Annotated in this window: 27 protein-coding genes and 3 tRNA genes; 7 read left to right on the top strand and 23 right to left on the bottom strand. The window is 30.3% G+C overall.

The window, feature by feature from the left end:
* Positions 1 to 4 precede the first annotated feature (4 nt).
* The gene (locus tag ACNQ12_RS02495) at positions 5 to 940 is read left to right on the top strand and encodes an ABC transporter ATP-binding protein (RefSeq protein ID WP_416754717.1); all 936 of its coding nucleotides are present in this window, start codon (positions 5 to 7) and stop codon (positions 938 to 940) included.
* Entirely contained in the window at positions 941 to 1,789 is an 849-nt protein-coding gene (locus ACNQ12_RS02490) for an ABC transporter permease (protein ID WP_416754716.1), read from the top strand.
* A 42-nt stretch (positions 1,790 to 1,831) separates the two neighbouring features.
* On the opposite strand, the gene rpsO is transcribed toward ACNQ12_RS02490, so the two are convergent.
* The 4 genes from rpsO to truB form a co-directional block, all read right to left on the bottom strand.
* Positions 1,832 to 2,098 carry a 30S ribosomal protein S15 gene (gene rpsO / locus ACNQ12_RS02485; protein ID WP_416754714.1) on the bottom strand — a complete coding sequence of 89 codons (267 nt, stop codon included), beginning with the start codon at positions 2,096 to 2,098 and terminating at the stop codon, positions 1,832 to 1,834.
* Positions 2,099 to 2,252: 154 nt separating this feature from the next.
* Positions 2,253 to 3,098: an FAD synthase gene (locus ACNQ12_RS02480; protein ID WP_418037230.1), complete on the bottom strand. Its 846-nt coding sequence runs from the start codon at positions 3,096 to 3,098 to the stop codon at positions 2,253 to 2,255.
* Complete coding sequence (locus ACNQ12_RS02475) at positions 3,098 to 3,916, bottom strand: YcsE-related riboflavin metabolism phosphatase (protein WP_416754711.1); 819 nt, start codon at positions 3,914 to 3,916, stop codon at positions 3,098 to 3,100. Before ACNQ12_RS02475 ends, ACNQ12_RS02480 begins: the two co-directional genes overlap by 1 nt.
* A 1-nt stretch (position 3,917) precedes the next feature.
* Complete coding sequence (gene truB, locus ACNQ12_RS02470; protein WP_418019509.1) at positions 3,918 to 4,754, bottom strand: tRNA pseudouridine(55) synthase TruB; 837 nt, start codon at positions 4,752 to 4,754, stop codon at positions 3,918 to 3,920.
* Positions 4,755 to 4,829: 75 nt separating this feature from the next.
* Between truB and gmk the strand changes: the two genes are divergently transcribed.
* The 5 genes from gmk to ACNQ12_RS02445 are packed head-to-tail and all read left to right on the top strand — an operon-like array spanning position 4,830 to position 8,694.
* Positions 4,830 to 5,435: a guanylate kinase gene (gene gmk / locus ACNQ12_RS02465; protein WP_416754709.1), complete on the top strand. Its 606-nt coding sequence runs from the start codon at positions 4,830 to 4,832 to the stop codon at positions 5,433 to 5,435.
* The gene (locus tag ACNQ12_RS02460) at positions 5,425 to 6,192 is read left to right on the top strand and encodes a PP2C family protein-serine/threonine phosphatase (protein ID WP_418019307.1); all 768 of its coding nucleotides are present in this window, start codon (positions 5,425 to 5,427) and stop codon (positions 6,190 to 6,192) included. Before gmk ends, ACNQ12_RS02460 begins: the two co-directional genes overlap by 11 nt.
* Positions 6,179 to 7,177, top strand: coding sequence for a serine/threonine protein kinase (locus ACNQ12_RS02455; RefSeq protein ID WP_416754706.1), 999 nt, complete (start codon positions 6,179 to 6,181; stop codon positions 7,175 to 7,177). Before ACNQ12_RS02460 ends, ACNQ12_RS02455 begins: the two co-directional genes overlap by 14 nt.
* Positions 7,177 to 8,025, top strand: a complete 849-nt coding sequence (gene rsgA / locus ACNQ12_RS02450) for a ribosome small subunit-dependent GTPase A (RefSeq protein ID WP_418037231.1) — start codon at positions 7,177 to 7,179, stop codon at positions 8,023 to 8,025. The genes ACNQ12_RS02455 and rsgA overlap by 1 nt, the downstream gene beginning before the upstream one ends.
* Before the next feature lie 3 nt (positions 8,026 to 8,028).
* Positions 8,029 to 8,694, top strand: coding sequence for a ribulose-phosphate 3-epimerase (locus ACNQ12_RS02445; protein WP_416754703.1), 666 nt, complete (start codon positions 8,029 to 8,031; stop codon positions 8,692 to 8,694).
* 133 nt (positions 8,695 to 8,827) lie between these two features.
* Here ACNQ12_RS02445 and tig read toward each other — a convergent pair whose 3' ends face one another.
* The 19 genes from tig to rplX form a co-directional block, all read right to left on the bottom strand.
* Positions 8,828 to 10,129: a trigger factor gene (tig, locus tag ACNQ12_RS02440; protein WP_418019304.1), complete on the bottom strand. Its 1,302-nt coding sequence runs from the start codon at positions 10,127 to 10,129 to the stop codon at positions 8,828 to 8,830.
* A gap of 59 nt (positions 10,130 to 10,188) precedes the next feature.
* Positions 10,189 to 11,199, bottom strand: coding sequence for an NAD(P)H-dependent glycerol-3-phosphate dehydrogenase (locus tag ACNQ12_RS02435; RefSeq protein WP_416754700.1), 1,011 nt, complete (start codon positions 11,197 to 11,199; stop codon positions 10,189 to 10,191).
* 46 nt (positions 11,200 to 11,245) lie between these two features.
* Positions 11,246 to 11,320 (bottom strand) — tRNA-Trp (locus tag ACNQ12_RS02430).
* A gap of 26 nt (positions 11,321 to 11,346) precedes the next feature.
* Positions 11,347 to 11,565 (bottom strand): phosphopantetheine-binding protein, encoded by a 219-nt coding sequence (locus ACNQ12_RS02425; protein ID WP_416754698.1) that lies wholly within the window; start codon positions 11,563 to 11,565, stop codon positions 11,347 to 11,349.
* 13 nt (positions 11,566 to 11,578) lie between these two features.
* A complete protein-coding gene (locus ACNQ12_RS02420) occupies positions 11,579 to 12,034 on the bottom strand; it encodes an MHO_1590 family protein (RefSeq protein WP_418019303.1) in 456 nt (151 codons plus the stop codon).
* On the bottom strand, positions 12,000 to 13,259 hold the full coding sequence (locus ACNQ12_RS02415; RefSeq protein ID WP_418019302.1) for an MHO_1580 family protein: 1,260 nt from the start codon (positions 13,257 to 13,259) through the stop codon (positions 12,000 to 12,002). Before ACNQ12_RS02415 ends, ACNQ12_RS02420 begins: the two co-directional genes overlap by 35 nt.
* A complete protein-coding gene (locus ACNQ12_RS02410) occupies positions 13,252 to 13,794 on the bottom strand; it encodes an MG284/MPN403 family protein (RefSeq protein ID WP_416754693.1) in 543 nt (180 codons plus the stop codon). The genes ACNQ12_RS02415 and ACNQ12_RS02410 overlap by 8 nt, the downstream gene beginning before the upstream one ends.
* A 175-nt stretch (positions 13,795 to 13,969) precedes the next feature.
* On the bottom strand, positions 13,970 to 15,415 hold the full coding sequence (gene proS, locus ACNQ12_RS02405) for a proline--tRNA ligase (RefSeq protein WP_416754691.1): 1,446 nt from the start codon (positions 15,413 to 15,415) through the stop codon (positions 13,970 to 13,972).
* A gap of 78 nt (positions 15,416 to 15,493) precedes the next feature.
* Positions 15,494 to 15,568: transfer RNA gene (locus ACNQ12_RS02400), tRNA-Gln, on the bottom strand.
* A 5-nt stretch (positions 15,569 to 15,573) separates the two neighbouring features.
* Positions 15,574 to 15,657, bottom strand: a tRNA-Tyr gene (locus ACNQ12_RS02395).
* A 62-nt stretch (positions 15,658 to 15,719) separates the two neighbouring features.
* Positions 15,720 to 16,343, bottom strand: coding sequence for a uracil phosphoribosyltransferase (gene upp / locus ACNQ12_RS02390; protein ID WP_418019301.1), 624 nt, complete (start codon positions 16,341 to 16,343; stop codon positions 15,720 to 15,722).
* Between the two features lie 91 nt (positions 16,344 to 16,434).
* A complete protein-coding gene (gene rplO / locus ACNQ12_RS02385; RefSeq protein ID WP_474623437.1) occupies positions 16,435 to 16,875 on the bottom strand; it encodes a 50S ribosomal protein L15 in 441 nt (146 codons plus the stop codon).
* Positions 16,876 to 16,878: 3 nt separating this feature from the next.
* Positions 16,879 to 17,514 (bottom strand): 30S ribosomal protein S5, encoded by a 636-nt coding sequence (gene rpsE / locus ACNQ12_RS02380; protein WP_416754687.1) that lies wholly within the window; start codon positions 17,512 to 17,514, stop codon positions 16,879 to 16,881.
* Positions 17,515 to 17,516: 2 nt separating this feature from the next.
* The gene (rplR, locus tag ACNQ12_RS02375) at positions 17,517 to 17,867 is read right to left on the bottom strand and encodes a 50S ribosomal protein L18 (RefSeq protein ID WP_416754685.1); all 351 of its coding nucleotides are present in this window, start codon (positions 17,865 to 17,867) and stop codon (positions 17,517 to 17,519) included.
* Positions 17,868 to 17,891: 24 nt separating this feature from the next.
* Positions 17,892 to 18,431 (bottom strand): 50S ribosomal protein L6, encoded by a 540-nt coding sequence (rplF, locus tag ACNQ12_RS02370; RefSeq protein ID WP_416754684.1) that lies wholly within the window; start codon positions 18,429 to 18,431, stop codon positions 17,892 to 17,894.
* A 12-nt stretch (positions 18,432 to 18,443) separates the two neighbouring features.
* On the bottom strand, positions 18,444 to 18,839 hold the full coding sequence (rpsH, locus tag ACNQ12_RS02365; RefSeq protein ID WP_416741788.1) for a 30S ribosomal protein S8: 396 nt from the start codon (positions 18,837 to 18,839) through the stop codon (positions 18,444 to 18,446).
* A 2-nt stretch (positions 18,840 to 18,841) separates the two neighbouring features.
* Positions 18,842 to 19,027, bottom strand: coding sequence for a type Z 30S ribosomal protein S14 (locus ACNQ12_RS02360; protein WP_078746939.1), 186 nt, complete (start codon positions 19,025 to 19,027; stop codon positions 18,842 to 18,844).
* On the bottom strand, positions 19,027 to 19,572 hold the full coding sequence (rplE, locus tag ACNQ12_RS02355; protein WP_416741787.1) for a 50S ribosomal protein L5: 546 nt from the start codon (positions 19,570 to 19,572) through the stop codon (positions 19,027 to 19,029). Before rplE ends, ACNQ12_RS02360 begins: the two co-directional genes overlap by 1 nt.
* A 1-nt stretch (position 19,573) precedes the next feature.
* On the bottom strand, positions 19,574 to 19,906 hold the full coding sequence (rplX, locus tag ACNQ12_RS02350; protein WP_416741786.1) for a 50S ribosomal protein L24: 333 nt from the start codon (positions 19,904 to 19,906) through the stop codon (positions 19,574 to 19,576).
* Positions 19,907 to 19,910 lie beyond the last annotated feature (4 nt).

The raw sequence follows: 19,910 nt of genomic DNA, 5'->3' as shown, positions 1-19,910 counted from the left end.
TATTATGGAAATAAATAAATATACTTTAGAGATAGATAATTTAAATAAATCTTTTAAAAAAAATAAAGCTGTTGATAATTTAAGTTTTAAAGTCAAAAAAGGAGAACTATTTGGTTTTTTAGGGTTAAATGGCGCAGGGAAAACTACTACCTTAAGTATTATTTTAGGCATTACTAAGAAAGATTCAGGGAAAATTATTGTAGATGGATTTGATATTGATAATTCTAAAGCAAGTGAAATTAATCGTAAGATTGGAATAGTATTCCAAGAATCAATATTAGATGAAAAATTAACTGTTTATGATAACTTAATGTCTAGAGCTGCAATGTATAAACAATATTTTAATGACATTTCTGTAAAAGACCTGGTTCAAAAAGTAATAGATGACTTTCAACTCCAAGATTTATTAAAGAAAAGTTATGTATCTTTATCTGGTGGTCAAAGAAGAAGAGTTGATATTGCACGTTCATTAGTGCATCAACCTGAAATTTTATTTTTAGATGAGCCAACAACAGGGCTTGATCCTACTTCTCGTGAATTGGTGTGATCTATTTTGAAAAAAATACAAGACGAAAGACACCTAACCATTCTTTTAACAACTCATTATATGGAAGAAGCAAATTTCTGTAATTATGCAATAATTTTACAAAAAGGTCAAAAACTCGCAGAAGGAACACCTGCTGAATTAAAAAATAAATACAGTAAAACTAAAGTCGTCATTTATCAAAAGCAAAATTCTATTTTAGAAAATCTCATTCAAGACAATGGCGGGAATTTTGCATACTTAAATCAAAGATATATTGTTGAGTTTGATTCTAATCTCAATGCACAATCATTTGTTTTAAAATATGGACCAATTTTAAATGACTTTGAATTAATTAAAGGGACAATGGATGATGTGTTTTTAGCTGTAACAAAAACTAAAAAGGAGGAAAAATAAATGTTTCAACTTTATTGACTAGTTAAAAGAAATTTTTTGCTATTTTTTAAAGATCCAAGAAAAATTTTTACAACATTTATTTCACCAATTATTACTGTTTTTTGTTTTATATTATTTGGTAAATATATGTTTACTCAACAAGTTGCTAATGCACCTATTTCTGATTTGGAAAAAAGTCAATTTGTAGATGCCTCTATGTTAACTGGATTATTAAGTTTATCAACAATTACAACAGCATTATCTTTATCAGTTTTTATTGTTCAGGATGCGGAAAAGAAAATTTTTAATGACTTAGCCATTACCCCCATTAAACCATCTTTAATTCGTTTTAGTTATTTAATAGTAAACATTCTTTTAAATGTTTTAATTTGCATAGTCCTTTATTTATTATTTATTCTTTATATGGTAATAAACAAGACAATTGGCTTATTTACAGTGATTTCAGCATTTAATGTATTTGGGATAGTTGTTTTAGGTGCTGTATTAAATTCAGCAATCTTTACATTTGTATTTAGTTTTGTCAAAAGTGTTGCAATTTATTCTGCTTTAATTGGGATGATTTCATCTATGTCTGGATTCTTTATTGGAGCTTTTGTGCCTCTTAACGTATTCCCAACGGGATTAAGAAATGTTTTATCTGTTTTACCAGGTACACAAATTACAAATTTAATTAGATATTATGCATTGTCAGGAATACCATCAATGCAAAACATTCAATCATATTATGCAATTGCACTGGTAGGTAAAGTTATTGAGCCTTGAATTTCATTTATATATGTTTCTTCATTCGCGATTGCATCAATTGCATTTTCATATATTTTTAAATTTAATGCTAAGAAATCAAGATAAGAAAAAACAACAAGTCGATACTTGTTGTTTTTTAAAAACTCATTATTTACGAATGTTAAGAGCTTCAATAACTTTGCTGTATTCATCAAAGTCATTTTCTTTTAAGTGTTTTAATAACACTTTACGTTGAGCGATTTTAGCTAAGAACCCTCTTCTTGAGTGGTTGTCTTTAGGGTTATTTAAGAAGTGAGGTTTTAATAACTCAATGTCTTCTGTTAAAATAGCAATTTGAACTGCTGTGTTCCCTGTGTCTTTAGCATTTTTTCCGAATTGCTTAACTAATTCTGCTTTTCTTTCTTTTGAAACCATAATATTCTCCTTTATTATGTTTTAAACCTAGCCAGTATTTTCATATCAACCAAGTTTAAAATTTATGTTTAATTAATAGTTTTAAGTATTATATAAGATATTTGATTATATATAAAATATTTTTAAGCTTATAGAATAAGATAATAAAGAAATTTTATTTTTTATTACGTGCAAAATAATCCTTTGCTAGCGCAATATCATCTGTCGTTATTTCATCATCGAAATTAGAAACAGCAACTCTAATTTTGTGTTTTAATTCAGAAACTACAATAGTATCTTGAACTGAATCATTGAGTTGATACCCTATTAAAAATACTTTTCTAACCCCATTTTTTGTTACATGTAAAATTCCATAATAAACTAGTTCTTTAATATGAAATAAAGCGCAATATAGTCCAGCATGAATTTTCGCTAACTGAGGGATAGTTTCTAGAGCATCTTCTTTCAATACACCTGAAAAACTATAATCATAAACCAGTAGTGAATTAATAAAATCAATATCACCAAATTCCAAACTTTCCTTTAAAGTTGAAGTTGAAATTTTTGTTCCAATGTCCTGCATTAATTCAATTTCTTGCACTCTAAATAAATCTTCATAATCCGGAACACTAAAATCGCTCAATGTATAAGCTGCCTTATTGCCAAATCTAAAATCTTGACCAGCTATAAATGTAACATAATTCCCTTGCGCAAGTTTAGCTAAAAATTCAATTCCTTCATAGTTTTTAACCTCATTAAAATCCAATTGTACTATAGCGTCTAATGGTAAGCGTGCAAGCTGCTCATATTTAGCATAATTATCAGTGAATATTAAATCATTAAACTTAGGCATTCCTTTTTGGGCATTGAAACAAACCAAAATTACTCTGCCACCGTTGGCCATCGCTTGCTTAAATAATTGATAATGCCCGAGATGGAATGATTCAAATGAACCTAAAATAAAATTATCGCCAGCTAAAGAAGAAAACTCTGAAAGTTCGTAAACAATTAATTGATCCATTAAATTAATTTAAGTTCCTTTAATTTCAAATATGCACCATCATATTCACAATCTAGTGCAATATCATTAGCAACTGATTTAATTCATTCATTTGCTCTTTCCATGGCTACACCATAATAAGCATCACGGAGCATTTCATAATCATTAGAACTATCTCCGAAAGCAATTAAGTTTTTATCAATTTTATATCCCAACATGTCACAAAGAATGCTTAAGGTATGACTTTTAGATACATTTTTAGGACCAATAAAAATTCCTTTTGACCATTTTGCAGATACTTCCATATTTAAATTATGTTCTGAAATATATTGTTCAACTTCACGCGCTATTTCATCAGAACCATCTACATTTAATGTAATAACATATAAATCATCTTTGCTTAATTCAGACTCATCAAAGTTATAGTAATTTGATACAAATGGACGTATAAACCATGAGTTCAAATTCATCCCAGGTGTTTTAAAAACCTTATTGAAATCAGCAACTGCAAAAGCAGCAGCTTTATCTTTAAATGCATGGTACATTTGAATCACTTCTTCACGGTTTAAAGTATTTTTATAAACAAATTCTTTTTTATTATTATCAAAAATAAATGCCCCATTTGCACCAATAAAATAATCTACAGGGTCTAATTGCTCTAAAAAGTCCCCAATAGTTGCAAATTCACGAGCCGATGAAATTACTGTTGTAATTCCATGCATTTTAAGTAGCGGAAAAATCTTTCTTGTATTGAGTGAAAAAGTAGTTGTTCCATTAGGTAAAATTGTACCATCAACATCGAATGCAGCAATTTTAATTAAATCTTTAAGCTGTTTCATTTTATATCCTTTCAAGCGCTACCTTTTTTGGCTGAAAAACATTATTTTTTACTTCGCCAACAGCGCATATTAAATTATTTGCAGGGTTTCGCAATAAGTACATCCCGTCAGCAGCTATTATTTTAAATGAATTTCCATGTTCTATCGCTTTAATATTTTCATTTTTTAAATTTAATATTGGTAGTGAAATAATATCGCTAATATCAATTGAATCATATTCATTAGCTTTTAGATTTCCAAGCTTAACATCTCCGACTTGGGTTCGTTTTAGTGCAGTCATTATAGCATGTTTATTTCAATAAGCTGCAGTATCGACTAAAATCGTTCTAATGTAAGTACCCTCTGAAACCTCTAAATAAACTTCTGCTTCTTGATTTTGATAATTAAAATCTAGAATTGAATATGAGAATATTTTAATTGCTTGGGGTTTTAATTCAATATTTTCGTCTTTTCTGGCATACTCATAAGCTTTTCTTCCATTCACCTTTTTAGCACTAAAAATAGGTGGAATTTGGCTAGTTGTTTGACTAATGTATTTAACAGCCTCCTCTAGTTGTTCTTTTGTAATAGGTTCTTCAATGCACTTTTGTATATTACCATCACTGTCATAAGAATCTGAAAAATAGCCAAATTTAACTTTAGCAATATAAGTTTTATTTTTATTTTTGACATATTGCAGTAATTTTGTTTCGAAATCTGTAGCCACTATCATGAGTCCTTGAGCTAATGGATCTAATATGCCGATGTGACCTATCTTATTTGCGTTCAGCTCTCGCTGCAAGGAGCGTACAGTTTTGTTGGCGAACACTCCTGTTGGTTTATAAAACTTGTAAAACATATAACCTCTTTTAATATAAATATTAAAATAATTATAGCAATATAAAAATAAAATAATGTTATAATAACTTTAATTATGGATACAAAGAAGAGCCCTATTATTATTTTTACTGGACCAAGTGGCGTTGGTAAAGGAACTGTAGAAAGATTGCTTTTTGAATACGATGAGTTAAACCTATCGTTATCTTGTTCTGCGACTACTCGTCTGCCTCGCGAGGGTGAATTAGATGGTATCCATTATCACTTTATTGATGTTGATAGATTTAGAGACAAAATTAAAAGTCGTAAATTTATTGAGTTCTCATATCATTTATCAAATTATTATGGGACACTTTATTCTGAATTAGATAAAATTCATGCAAAAAATAAAGTCCCAATGCTTGAAATTGAAACTAATGGAGCCAAACAAATTATTAAGAAATTTTCTACAGATTCTAAAGAAGCTGAAAAATATAATTTGATCACAATTTTCTTAGCACCTCCATCAGTTTCCGATTTACGTGAACGCATTTTAAAACGTGGCTCAGAAAACAGTGAAACATTAAAGCAAAGATTGAAGAAGGCTGAAGAAGAAATAGCTGATTCATATCTATTCAAGTACAAAATTATTAATGATGTGCCTGAGAGAGCAGCTGAAGAAATTCGCGCCATCCTTCATAAGGAGTTAGGTATTGAAGATTAATTATTACTTAGAGTCCATCAAGGGAATTAGAATAAAGAATGACGACCGTGCAAGTGTTTTTCAAAACGAAAAGGCAACACTTGCTATTTTGTGTGATGGAATTGGTGGTCACTCTTTCGGTGATGAAGCTGCACAAACTGTAATAGACACTTTTAAACATGAGTTTATACACAATTTCTATGTAAAAAATAACTTAACTGCAAAACAATGAGTTTTTTCAGTATTTGATAAAGCAAAAAGCACACTAAAACAATTATCTAGTACTCAAGCCGGAAAAGAATCTATGGGGACAACAGCTGTTGGTTGTCTTATTTTGCATGAAACTCAAAACGTTATCATCTTTAATTCTGGGGACAGTAGATGTTACATAGCCAAAGAACACGAATTAGTGCAAGTAACAATTGATCATAATGTTGAAAATCAGCTTATTTCAGAAGGGGAAGATATTGAAAAATATAATCCTGAAATGAGAAAATATTTAACAAGTGCAATTTTACCTAATTACAATACTTTAATTGAAATTTTTGAGGTATCACCAAAGGGATTTCATAACATTAAAAAGATTCTTTTGACTTCTGATGGAATTCATGGATTTATGTCTAAAAATGAACTTGAATATTATATCCTACAAGACAAGCCTTTGAAAGAAATTGCGAAAGAAGTTATTGATTTAGCTATTGTGTCAGAATCCACAGATAATATGACGTTAATAATATTAGGTATTGAACAAGGGGGCATAAATAATGGCAACAACTAATTATTCTGTACCTTCTAGTTCACGTATTCATAACAAATATCTGATAAAAAGTATATTGGGTAGCGGAGGAATGGGAACTGTCTTTTTAGTGACTCTGAAATCTAATCCAAGTCAAAAATATGCACTAAAGTTTATGTCAAATGTTTATGACAAAGTTGCATATCAAAGATTTCATGATGAGGCTAGTTTACTTGGCAAGGTACATTCTAAGCATATTCCACAGCTTATTGAATATTATGGCGATAATGTTGAACAATATTATGTCATGGAATATATTTCGGGTAATACTTTATATAATATAATTCGTGCGAATGGTTCATTAAACATTAAGAAAGCCAAAACATATATTAATAAAATTGCTGAAGGTATTGGAGAACTTCATAATAATGGCGTTATCCACCGTGATATTAAGAGTCAAAATATAATAATAGATGACTCTCATAATGTAAAAATTATCGATCTTGGAATTAGTTTAACACCTGAATCACAGCGACTTACCAAAGTTAATGCTGTTATTTGTAGCCCGTATTATGCAGCACCTGAATACACAATTAAAGGAGCCGCAATAACAAAAGAGGTTGATATTTATGCCTTGGGAGTTGTTCTTTTTGAGATGCTCACAGGTCAATACCCATATGAAGGAGCACGAGATCAAGACACGATTATGATGCACTATAAAAATACTTTTCCTTCTCCAAAAGAATTTGTTGACATTCCACAGGCTATGTGTAATGTAGTCATAAAAGCAACTGCCAAAAGGCCAGAAGACCGTTACCAAAGTATTCATGAATTTCAGCAAGACCTTAAAACATGTTTAAGTCAAGAGCGTGCCTTTGAAGCACCATTGAGTCCTAGAACTTTAAAGAAAAAACGAAAGATAGCAGATATCATTAATTCAAATGCATTTTTAATAACTGCATTATGTTTTATTGCTATATTAATTATTGCTGTAACCGTTGCCTTAGTAGTATTGGAGTACATTTAATGCAATATAAAGTTATTAAAATAGTTTCAGGTATTTATACAGTGTCAAATGGTTTTGAAAGGTTAGAAATACCAGCAGCAGGGAAACTTAGATATCTTGAACAATCTCCTGTTGTTGGTGATGATGTAATTGTTACAAATGGGATTATTACCGAAATATTACCTCAAAAAAATAGTTTTATTCGCCCTAAAGTAGCTAACATTGATCAAATGATTGTATTTATGTCTATTGAACACCCTAAATTTCAGCCTTTCTTAGTAGATAAATATTTTGCTATTATTGAGAGTAAAAATATTGTCCCTATACTTTTTATTACGAAAATTGACTTAAATCTAGAATATGCAACTGAAATAGCTAATCTTTATCGAGGCATGCAATATAGGGTTGAGCTGATTAATAACAACAATCCTGATAATTATTTGCCTAATTTAGAAAACTTATTTAATGGTAAGTATTCAGTATTTATGGGGCAAAGTGGGGTTGGAAAAACAACTACTCTAAATGCTATTGGTGAACACAATTTTTTAACACAAGAAATTTCTAAAGCTTTGGGTAGGGGAAAACATACAACAAGAGTAGTTTCTATCATAGACTTTAAAGATGGTTATTTAATTGATACTCCTGGCTTTTCTTCTTTAGCGTTAGATATGAATAAAGAAGAATTGGCTAAAAGTTTTAAAGTTTTTCGTGAGCTGGGAGCGTATTGCAAGTTTCGCAATTGTTTGCACTTTAATGAAAGCTTGCAAGACTGTGCAATAAAACAACAAGTAGGCAGTGAACTAATACCTCAAATAAGATATAATAACTATATTAAATTATTAGAAGAACTTACAAATGGAAGGAAATAATATATGCAAAAATATGTTACACCAAGCTTATTAAACGTTGAAGCTGATAAAAGACTTCAAATGGCTAATACGCTTGTTGAAAATGGAATCAAATGAATTCACTATGATGTTATGGATGGAAAATTTGTTCCAAACACAGCTATTCAAATTGATGAAATAGCAAATATTGCTCATAATGGTAAGCCTCATATAAAAGATGCTCACTTAATGGTAGTTAATCCATATGATTATGTGGAACAAGTAAAAGACATAGTTGATATCATAACATTTCACTATGAAGCTGTTGAAGATGATTTAGAACATTTTGAAGAGTTTTTATCTAACAATCACCACGATTTAAAAATCGGAATGGCTATTAAACCAGCCACACCTGTAGCAGCTTTAAAACCATTTTTAGATCGCTTAGCATTAGTTTTAGTGATGTCAGTTGAGCCTGGTGCTGGTGGACAAAAATTTATGCCAGCTGCATTAGATAAAATTGCTGAATTAAAGCATTTAAGAGACGATAATAGCTTCGATTACTTAATCCAAGTAGATGGTGGAATTAATGCTGTTACAGGCCCAGAAAGCTTTACGGCTGGAGCTGATGCTTGTGTTGCTGGAACTTATATCGTTGTTGAACCAACACGCGAACGTATTGCAACTGTTTTGGGTAAATTTGCGAAATAGTTAAAGGCTTAGGCCTTTTTTCTTTTAACATTTAATTTATAGAAACAAAAAATACCTAGAATTATCTAGGTATTTAACTATGGGAATGGCGATTTCACTCCTGAGTTATAACATAAGTTATCCAATTAAAATATTATTTAACAATTTCTTGGAAATCTTTTTCTAGTTTTTCAGCTAATTCCGGATTAATATCACTTAAGATTAATGACATTCTTAATGATGAAATCACAAATTCATGTGCTGCTTCTTGTGAGAATCCAAATGTAACAAATTTCTTAGTAAATTCGTCAATTTGTTCTGCTGTTGCATTAACATGATATTTTTCAACTAATGATCTATAAGCTTCTGCTTTTGAAACTTGATCAAGAGCTTGTTTTTTGAATTCTTCTTCTAAGTCTTTTTCTGTTGACTTAATTAAATTTAAGTATTCTTGTTTTTTGATACCATATTGTTTTAATGAATTTTCAAATTCTTTTTTACTATTTTCAACATGAGCAACAACTAATGATTCATGAATAACTGGTTTAGCTTTTTCAATAATTTGTTTTACAACTTCTTCATAGAAGTTTACATTTGCTTCAACAAATTTTCTGACTCTTAAGTTTCCTTTTAAGACATTTTCTAATGATTTTAAGTCAGTTACATTAGGATCTTGGAACATTTTAACATTTTCATCTGTTAATTTAAATAATTTTAATCTCTTAACAGAGTTAATCGTTACTTGGAATACTGCTTCTTTGTTTTGGTATTCTTTTACAAAGTAATCATTAGGGAATTTAACAGTTACGTCACCTTTATATCCAATTTTCTTATCAACAAGTTGATCTTCAAATCCAGGAATGAATGTTTTTGAGCCCAATTTTAAATCATACCCTTTAGCTTCACCACCTTCAAATGGTTCATTATCAATGAACCCTTTGAAATCGATATTAACTGTATCACCTAATTTTGTTGTAGCATCTGTATCTTCAACAGTTTCTTCAATTGACATATTTTCTTCAAGTTCTTTGATAGTTTCTTCAATATCTTTTTTAGCAATCTTGATTGCTGAATATTTAACTTTTAGCTCTTTCATATCTACATCAAAGTTTGGTTGAAGTACAAATTTATATTCTAATACTAAACCATCTTTATTTAAATCATATGATAGTAAAGGTTGTGAGTAACTTTTGATGTTGTTTTTAATTGTGTATTCAATAACTTCACCAAAGTGTTGGCCATTAAAGTGTTTAACTGTTTCGCCAAGTACAACTTGAGGGTCTAAATGAGCTCTTAGTTTTTCTTCAGGAGCCTTACCTGGTCTATATCCTTTAACTTTTACACTTTTCATTAATTTGTTTGAAACTTCTTCAAGTTTCTTTTGGAATTCTGAAGCATCGACAGTAAGTGTAACAACTACTTGTGCTTTTTCTTTTTCTTCTATGTGTTTAATCATTATTTCTCCTATTAATGTACTTTTATTAATATCTATATTTTACATTGTTTTTAGTTTTTTTAGAATTGTTTAGACTTAAAAAAATCTAATATATTATGCTCTGATTTTCCCTCGAATAAAATCTTGATAATATTTTGTAAAAATGGAATATTTGTTATTTGATATTCAGTAATAAGTTTTTGTAGTGTCTTAGCTGTATCATATCCTTCAATAGTTAACTGTTGTTCTGCTAAAGCTTTATTAACACCCATTTCAGCTATTTTAGCACCAAATGAGAAGTTACGGCTTGAGGGTGAAGAACATGTTAAAAATATATCTCCAAATGAGGAAAAATTATATCCTATAGTATTTTCACCATGTGGATACATTGCTTTATAAACATTAAAAATTTCTCCTGTTCCTAAAGTCAGTAATCCAGCATGAGAATTTTGCCCTGGGTATAATATGGATGTTATACCAAGCCCAATTGCTAAAACATTTTTCAAAGCAGAAAATAATTCTGCTCCTTTAATTTCGCTAAATGGCTTTACATAAAAATGTGAATTGTTAAAATATTGAGCTATCTTTGCATTAAATTCTAAATTTACTCCGACAATGTTTACCATGGTTAACTTGCCAGCAAAAACTTCTGCTGCAAATGAAGGTCCCATTATTGAAGAAAAATTAGATATATTATCCCCATAATTTTCTTTAATATATTGTGAAAAAAATTGTTTTGTATTTGGTTCCAGTCCTTTTGATAAATTAATTAGATTTATCTTTCTTTTATTCAGAATTGTGGATACTTTTGTCAATAGAGATCCAACCGCAACAGATGGAACAGCTAAAATTGCTGTATCTACTTGATCTAAGAAAAACTCTAAATTATCTGTTGCTGATATCAGCTCAGGATTTTTAAATTTTAAATTACCAAAATATTTTGAGTTAAGTCCATTATTAATATCTGCGATTTCAGATTCTGAAATACCATACATTACAACTTTATTCCCATTTTCTACCAGTATATTTGCAAGTGCGGAACCAAAAGCTCCAGTTCCTAAAACACCGAATTTTAATTTGTTTTCTTTCATATGTGTAATAATTTTACTTTATTATAAAAAAAAGAGTATAAAAAAATGGCAGGAGTAGCAGGATTCGAACCCACAACACACGGGGTTGAAGCCCGTTGTTCTACCGTTGAACTATACTCCTAGCGCATTAGAATTATACTATAAAAATTAATTAGAAAAAATAGAAATTACATCCTTTACAGTTTCAACATTTCTTAATTGCTCATCAGAAATCTCGACACCAAATTTAGCTTCTGCTTCGAATAAAAGTTCAGCCAAATCTAAAGAATCAATTCCTATTTCTTTAATGTTATCATCTTCTGAAATGTTCTTCTTCTTAGATAATTTCTTTAATTCTAATAAAATTATTTCTTTTTTATTTTCCATAAATATATTATAACTAATCAATAAGAATCTCAAAAGATTTTTCATCCATTGATGTGTTGGTTTTTGACACATATAAGAAACTTATAATTGCATGTCTTTGTGATAGTAGCTTATAATCAAAATAAAATTTACCATCATTTTTTCTCAGTCGTCTTACAACATCTTTTACAATTTCTTGAATCACAACTTCATCAATGAATTTGTTATTTTTTTGATCAACTTTTACAAACTTTTCAAAAAATCTTGGTTCTAAGTCTGGTATAAAATTTTCTTTTTTGTATGAAGAAAAGTATCTATTGTTTTTATATATAGCACCATCTAATGATTCAGCATCATTTTTATGGCTTTTATTTAGTCTTCATGAGTAAATATAATAACTAGTGGTACCAATTAAACTAGCGACTCCAATTAAAACTGCAACTAAAAGAAATGGCTTAATTCAAGCGCTTACGTTTTTTGCTTTCTTCAATTATTAAATAATCCTGTATTTTGAACTCATCGCTTAGAACATTTATGTAATCTACTTCTAAGCTTATTAAATATCTATATTGAGTTTCTTTTTGGGGTGCTATTTCTATTATTTTTAATTTTTTGTCAAATTGAGTTTCGTGTTCATTGGTTCCCACTACATTAAATTTCTTTAATGCTTGCACATTAAAATATCCGCAGTCAATATCATATATTACATCAAATGCACCATCATACTTATATGGTATTTTCAGTGCGAATGAAGCTTGCGAGAGATTATCTTTGGTTATTGTTTGATTTACTTCATTCGTATATAATAATTCTCCTAGACGAGCCTTAAATGTCCGACCGGAGTTGTGATACACATTATTATTTAACATAATATTGTTCTGATATTCATTTTCTGTCATAAGTTTTATTTTTTCGCTATTAAATTGTGTTAATAGTATAGAGTTAAATCTAACAGGTATATACTCATTAAAATTTAGCTCTCCAGGAAACCTTAGAAGTTTCTTATCATTATATTCGCAACCAGAAATAATATTGCTGTGATGGCCTTTATTATCTAGCTGCTCAAAATTTAAAATAATATTGTGATAGTATAGTTCTTTTCAATATTTTTTATTTTGTTCAAAATTTATATTATATGAATATGGAACTTTTAATTTTGCTGTGTTCGAATATGGATTGATTACAATTTTTTCACTTTTGTCTTTATCAAAAATTATTTGATACTCTTTTATCAATGTTCTTTCACTACTAAAAGCCGGTAATGCAGAGAACTGAACAACTATATTATCAATATCACTAAATTTTTGATTCAGTGAAGAATATGGTACACGTTTAATTTGTTTTTTAAATGTTCCATTATACGTATCAAATTCTAAAAATAGTTTTTTGTTAATGTAAACAGAAGCATGCACATCAAGACTATGCTTTATAATTTTGTCCCTTATTAATTTAACTATATTATAGGGAATAAAACTTTCTGCTATTAAGGTGTTTACATCAGTACTGTTTACTAAGTCATTACGTCATTCATATAAACTATCTTCAAACCCGAAAGTAATATCTGCCATACCATTTGATGCAATTCGGTCTATTGTAACTGCAAATCTTGCGTTAAACCCACTGATAGTACGGTCTGATGCTAATGTGTTGACTTTGATTCGTCTTTCATTTACTACGTAGGTATCATTATGATTAATGTAATCTATATTAATCATAATCTAGTTGCAAAAGAAATTTACCGAATTCTAAAATAGCACTATGTTTTTTCTTATAAAACGTTGTCTTAGAAAAGTGTTCTAAGTATCAGTGCTTATTATCCTTTGTCGCAGGATCAATATAAGTTTTGTGTATAATTCATGAATTTTCTGCACTCATCATTGCTAGAATATAGTTAAAAATACTGTTTGTTCTTTTTAAGCCTTGTTCCATTTCATCAATAATTTCTTTTATTTGTTCATCTTTGGTAGTCATATATTGTATTCATAGCAATGCTAATTTTTGTTTATTTTTAGATTCAGCTTCTTTATGAGCTGTAATAATATATTTAATTATATTTTCGATTGCATCATAAAGATTTTTTAGATTTAGCCCGTTTGAATCATAGATATTTTTTAATGCTTCAATGTTTCCGGATTGTGCATATTTTTTAATATCTTTTGTCTCATTATCTAAAGCATCGTGAATATTCTTAATAACATCACTATACCCTCGAGCTAAAGTTCCTTTATTTGTTTTGTCTTTTTTGTCCATAGATTCTCCTTTCTCACTTAATACATTAATTTTTTTATTTTTTGCAACTTTTTTTCTTATTTTTTTTAAATTAGCTTATTTTTTATTGTTTTTAATTATTTTTATTCAAAAACTGAGAGATTTTAAAGATAAACTAAAAATTTGAATAAAAAAAGTAGCAAAAAAGCTACTTACATTAATATGCTTTAGCAAAAACTACATAACGATTTGTATCATTATTACATTCAGGATTAATACATTTCACGTTTTTATTAGGTTTATTAAGAGACATTGGTATACATCTTGCTGTCGCACCTGTTTCTTCTTTAATTCTTTGTTCAACTTCTCCACCACAGCAAAATGGAGCTACAACAAATTTATGATTTGCTATTTCTAATTTAAAGTCTTCATAATTGTATACATATACTCTGTTATGGATTAATCTTTGTTCTGCTTGTTCATATAAGTTGTCATGAATATTAGTTAATAGTTTATTGATGTATTTTTTAACATCTTCTACCTTTACTTGAGCTTTTTCAAGTGTATCTCTACGCACTATAGTTACAGAACCATTTTCAACATCTTTAGGTCCAATTTCAATTCTGACAGGAACCCCTTGTATTTCAGAATTAGAAGCCTTAAATCCTGGATTCTTATCTGAACTATCTAATCTAACACGATATTTTCTTGAAAGGTTTTTATATAAGTCTCCTGCAACTTCTGATACCTTTGGCTCTTTATTAGCAAATAGTTCTAATATGTCAATTTGAATAGGAGCAACAAAAGGTGGAATAACAATACCGCGGTTATCACCATGTGTCATTATAAGGGCACCAATTAGTCTTGTAGTAACACCTCATGATGTTTGATATGCATAATCAAATTCATTGTCTTCGTTTTTGAATGTAATTTCAAATGGTTTTGAAAAGTTTTGAGCTAGATAATGGCTAGTACCAGCTTGTAAGGCTTGGCCATCTTTCATCATAGCTTCTATTGTTCATGTAGTGCATGCTCCTGCAAACTTTTCATTTGGGGTTTTCTTACCTATAATTGTTGGTATAGCTAAATATTTCTTTAAAAATTTAGCATAGAGTTTAATCATATCCTTTGTTAATGCACGTGCTTCTTTAGGATCGGCATGAACTGTATGTCCTTCTTGTCATAGGAATTCACGAGATCTCAAAAAAGGTCTAGTTGTTTTTTCTCATCTAACAACATTTACTCATTGGTTATATATAATTGGAAGGTCCTTGTATGAATTAATAGAATTCTTATATAAGTGAGCAAATAGTACTTCAGAAGTAGGACGTACGAAAAGTTTTTCATCTAGCTTTTTATCCCCTACCATAGTAACAGTAACTAACTCAGGATTAAATCCTTCTATGTGTTCTTTTTCTTTATTAAATAATGATTCCGGTATTAAAAGAGGTAGATTTACATTTTGCACCCCTTTTTCCTTAAATGCTTCATTTAAACCAGCTTGAATTAATTCTCAAATACCATAAGCATTTGGTAATAAAATCATTGTACCTTTAGCAGGACCATACATCATTAATTTTCCGTTTTGGACAACATCTGTATATCATTGTGAGAAATCTTGTTCTAATGGTGTAATTTTTTCTAATTTTCTATCTATTTTCATAATCAGGTATATTATAAAACAAAAACCTTTATTTTTGTTTTAAAATTGCATAAAAAAACACCTTTTTACAAGGTGATATGGCTGCCCCAGTTAGATTCGAACTAACGCATCGCGGAACCAAAACCCGCTGCCTTACCGCTTGGCTATGGGGCAATTAATGGTGGGGGGAGAGGGATTCGAACCCCCGAATCCTAAGAAAGTGGGTTACAGCCACCCGCATTTGGCCGCTTTGCTATCCCCCCATTTGAATTGCTATATAATTATATAGCAACTTTTTAAAAAATATAAATTTTTTTTTATTTTTTTATTTTGTACCGAAAATTCTATCCCCAGCATCTCCTAGTCCGGGTCTAATGTAATTATTTTCATCTAAATATTCATCTTTTGCAGCTAAGAAAATATCAACATTTGGATGCAATGTTTGAATTTTATTAATTCCTTTTTCAACTCCGACTAAGCACACTAATGTAATGTCGTTGTATCCTTGCGATTCAAGCTTCTTTATAGCATCTGATGCCGATGTTCCAGTAGCTAGCATAGGGTCAACAACTATCATTTTGCTTTCCTTGCTAACATTAGGTATTTTGTAGAAATATTCCGTTACTTGGTCTGTACCTTCGTTACGATACATTCCAATGTGCCCAACTCTAGCCTGCGGAATCAAGTTTACTATTCCATCAACCATTCCTAATCCAGCCCTTAATATAGGGATAATAACTATTTCCTTATTATAAGCATAGCCCATGCATTCACTTTTTAAAGCAGTAGTAATTTGAATATTCTTAGGTTTGTAATTGCGCATAATTTCATACACCATGAGTGAAGCTATTTCGTTTAAATTACTTCTAAATTCACTATGTGTTGTGCTTTCTTGGCGCATTTTTGTAAGCTTAATGTTAATTAAGGGGTGATTAATTACTGTGATCATGTTACCTCGTTTATTTCTTTTTTATTATACACAATCTTAGATAATATCTAGAAAATAAAAAACCAAGCTTTCGCTTGGCTTGAAATGATTATTATAATTCGTTGATTGTTCCACCAACTTTAGCAAATGCTTCTTTAGCTGAAGCAGATGCTTTGTGAACATAGATTGTTAATTTCTTTGTTAATTCACCATTACCTAAAAGTTTAACAGGCATTTGTCTTTTGATTAAGTTTGTATCAAATAATGTTTCTAAAGTAATTACATCACCATCGTTGAATTTTGCTTCTAAATCAGATAAGTTAATAATTTGATATTCAATGTGGTTAACGTTTGTAAATCCACGTTTACCAATTCTACGGAATCAAGGAGTTTGACCCCCTTCAAATCCTAGTCTGTGACCCTTACGTTTATTTTGCCCTGATTGTCCTTTACCAGCTTGTTTACCTTTACCAGCTGCATGACCTCTACCTTTACGGTGTTTATCAGGTCTTGAACCTTCAGCAAATTTTAAATTATTTAATTTTATAGCCATATCCTATTGAAAATCCTTTACTTGTTTATCTCTGATTTCTGCAATTTCTTCAACTGTTCTTAAGTTTTGTAATGCTTTTACTGTTGCTTTAACTACGTTAGATTTTGAACGTGAACCGTATGTTTTTGTAACGATATCTGTGTAACCAGCAAGTTCTACAACTGCACGAACTGTACCTGAAGCAATAAGTCCTTTTCCTTTAGGAGCTGGTTTTAATAATACACGTGAAGCTAAGAATTTAGCATTGATTTCGTGTGGTAATGTTCCATTTACAACTGGAACTGATACAAGGTTGTTTTGAGCGTCTTTGATAGCTTTTCTAATAGCATCTGGAACTTCGTTAGCCTTACCGTGTCCAAATCCTACAAGACCTTTTTTGTTTCCTACAACAACAAATGCTGAGAAACTAAATCTTCTTCCACCTTTAACAACTTTTGTAACACGAGCAATGTCAACAACTTTTTCACTAAATTCTGATTCAAATCTTTGAGCACGTGGTTTTCTATTTGCACCAGCATTACGACGTGGACGTTGTTGTTCTGCTTCGTTAGCTTTTCTTGGAGCTCTAGGAGCTCTTTTAGCTACAACTTCTTGTGTACCTGCAACTTCTGTTGCTTTAACTTCTTTATTGTTTTCCATAATTAGAATTTAACTCCTTGTTCTCTAACTGCGTCTGCAAAAGCTTTTACTCTACCGTGATATAAGTATCCACCACGATCAAATACAACTTCTTTGATACCTAATTTAACCATTTCTTGTCCCATTTTTTTACCTAATTCAGCTGCTGAGGCAATGTTACCTGCATAAACACCTTTTTGAAGTGTTGTAGCTGATAATAATGTAACACCTTTGGTGTCATCAATAACTTGAGCGTAAAAGTTTTGGTGAGACTTGAACACATTTAAACGTGGTCTTAAAGCTGTACCACTGATGTGTTGACGTAAACGAACATGTTTAACTTTTCTAGCTGCGTTTCTTGATTTTGCTTTCATAATTGTAACCTAACAACCTCTAAACTATTTAGAAGCTGTTTTCCCTTCTTTACGTCTAATTTTTTCGCCTTTGTATGAAATACCTTTACCTGAGTAAACATTAGGTTTTCTGATAGCTCTAACTACAGCAGCAAATTGCCCAACGATTTCTTTATCATTCCCAAATACAGAAATTTCTGTTGGTTTAGCAACTGTAACTTTTAATTCAGCTGGTATTTTTTTAGATACTGGGTGTGAATATCCAGCATTAACAACGATTTCATTTCCTCTAAGTTCAGCTTTGTACCCAACCCCTTTAATTTCAAGGTCAATTTGGAATCCTTCTGTAACTCCCTTGATCATATTTGAAATTAATGAGTTTGTTGTACCATGTAATTGTTTGGTGTGTTTTTCTTCGTTTGCACGAACTGTTGTAACTTGGTTGTTTTCTACATTAATTGTAATTAAAGGACTGAATTCTCTAACAAGAGTTCCGTGTTTTCCAGAAACAGTAACTTTGCTTCCTTCAACAGTAATAGATGTTCCAGCAGGAACGTTAATAACACGATTTCCAACACGAGACATACTAATTACCTATTATCAAATGTAAGCGATAACTTCACCACCTACATTTTCCTTTCTAGCTTCTTTTCCTGTCATAAGTCCTTTTGATGTAGAAATAATAACTGTACCAAATCCTGAAATAACGCTTGGAATTTCTTCAGCTTTAACATAAACTCTAAGACCTGGTTTTGAAACTCTCTTAAAGTCGACGATAGCTGATTTATTTTTCTTGTATTTTAATGTAACAACAATATTTTTATCTACGCCTTCGCCTTCAACTGCGTATGATGCAATGTACCCTTCATCTAAAATAAGCTTAACGATAGCTTCTTTTTGTTTTGAATAAGGAATTGTAACTGTTTTATGTTTTCTAATGTTAGCGTTCTTAATACGAACAACTAAATCTGCAATTGGATCTGTAATAAACATAATTATCAACTCGCTTTCTTCATACCTGGAATCTTACCTTCGTGAGCAAGATTTCTAAAACAGATACGACATACTTTATATTTTCTTAATACTGAGTGTGGACGTCCACATAATTCACAACGTGTGTAAGCACGTGTTGAGAATTTTGGATGACGTTTTGCTTTCTCAATTAATGCTTTTCTAGCCATTATTTAGCTCCTTTTTTGTCAAATGGTACACCGATTGATTCAAGTAATGTTCTTGCTTCTGCATCAGTTTTTGCGTTTGTTACAATAATAACGTCAAGTCCCTTGATTCTACGAATTTTGTCAAATTCGATTTCTGGGAAAATAATTTCTTCCTTAATTCCAAGGTTGTAATTTCCTCTTCCATCAAATGCTTTAGGATTTGCACCACGGAAGTCACGAATACGAGGCATTGCCACATTAATTAATTTATCTAAAAAATCTCACATTCTATCTCTACGAAGTGTAACTTTTCCACCCATAGGCATTCCTTCACGTAATTTTCATGAAGCGTTTGATTTTTTAGCTGTTGTTTGATATGGTTTTTGTGATGAAATTAATGTTAATTCATTTAAAACTTCTTCGATTGCTTTTGAGTTGTTAATTTCTTTTCCAGCAGTCATGTTTAATACAACTTTTTCAATTCTAGGAACTTCCATTGATGATTTGTAATTGTATTTTTCTTTTAAAGCAGGAACTGCTTTTTCTAAATAAACATTTTTAAGCATATTAGATTTCCTTTCCTGTCTTTCTTGCTACTCTTACTTTGTTTCCTTTAGCATCAATTTTGTATCCTAATTTTGAAGATTGGTGTGGTTTGTCTTTTGTTGCTTTTTTAACTAATAATTGCACGTTTGAAACATGAATTGGAGCTTCTTTTTCTGTAATTGAACCATCTTGGTTTTGTTGAGAAGGTTTGTTGTGTTTTTTAATAAAGTTTAGTCCCTTAACAATAACTCTGTTTTCGTTGTGTAATACTTTTTCAATTGTTCCTGTTTGTCCTTTTTCTTTACCAGCAATAACGATCACTTCGTCATTTTTTCTAAGTTTAATTTTGTTCATAATT

It is taken from the genome of Mycoplasma paraquilae, from assembly GCF_048284415.1.
In the GTDB taxonomy this organism is placed as follows: Bacteria; Bacillota_I; Bacilli_A; order Mycoplasmatales; family Metamycoplasmataceae; genus Mycoplasmopsis.
This window is presented reverse-complemented; position numbering and strand designations above follow the sequence as displayed.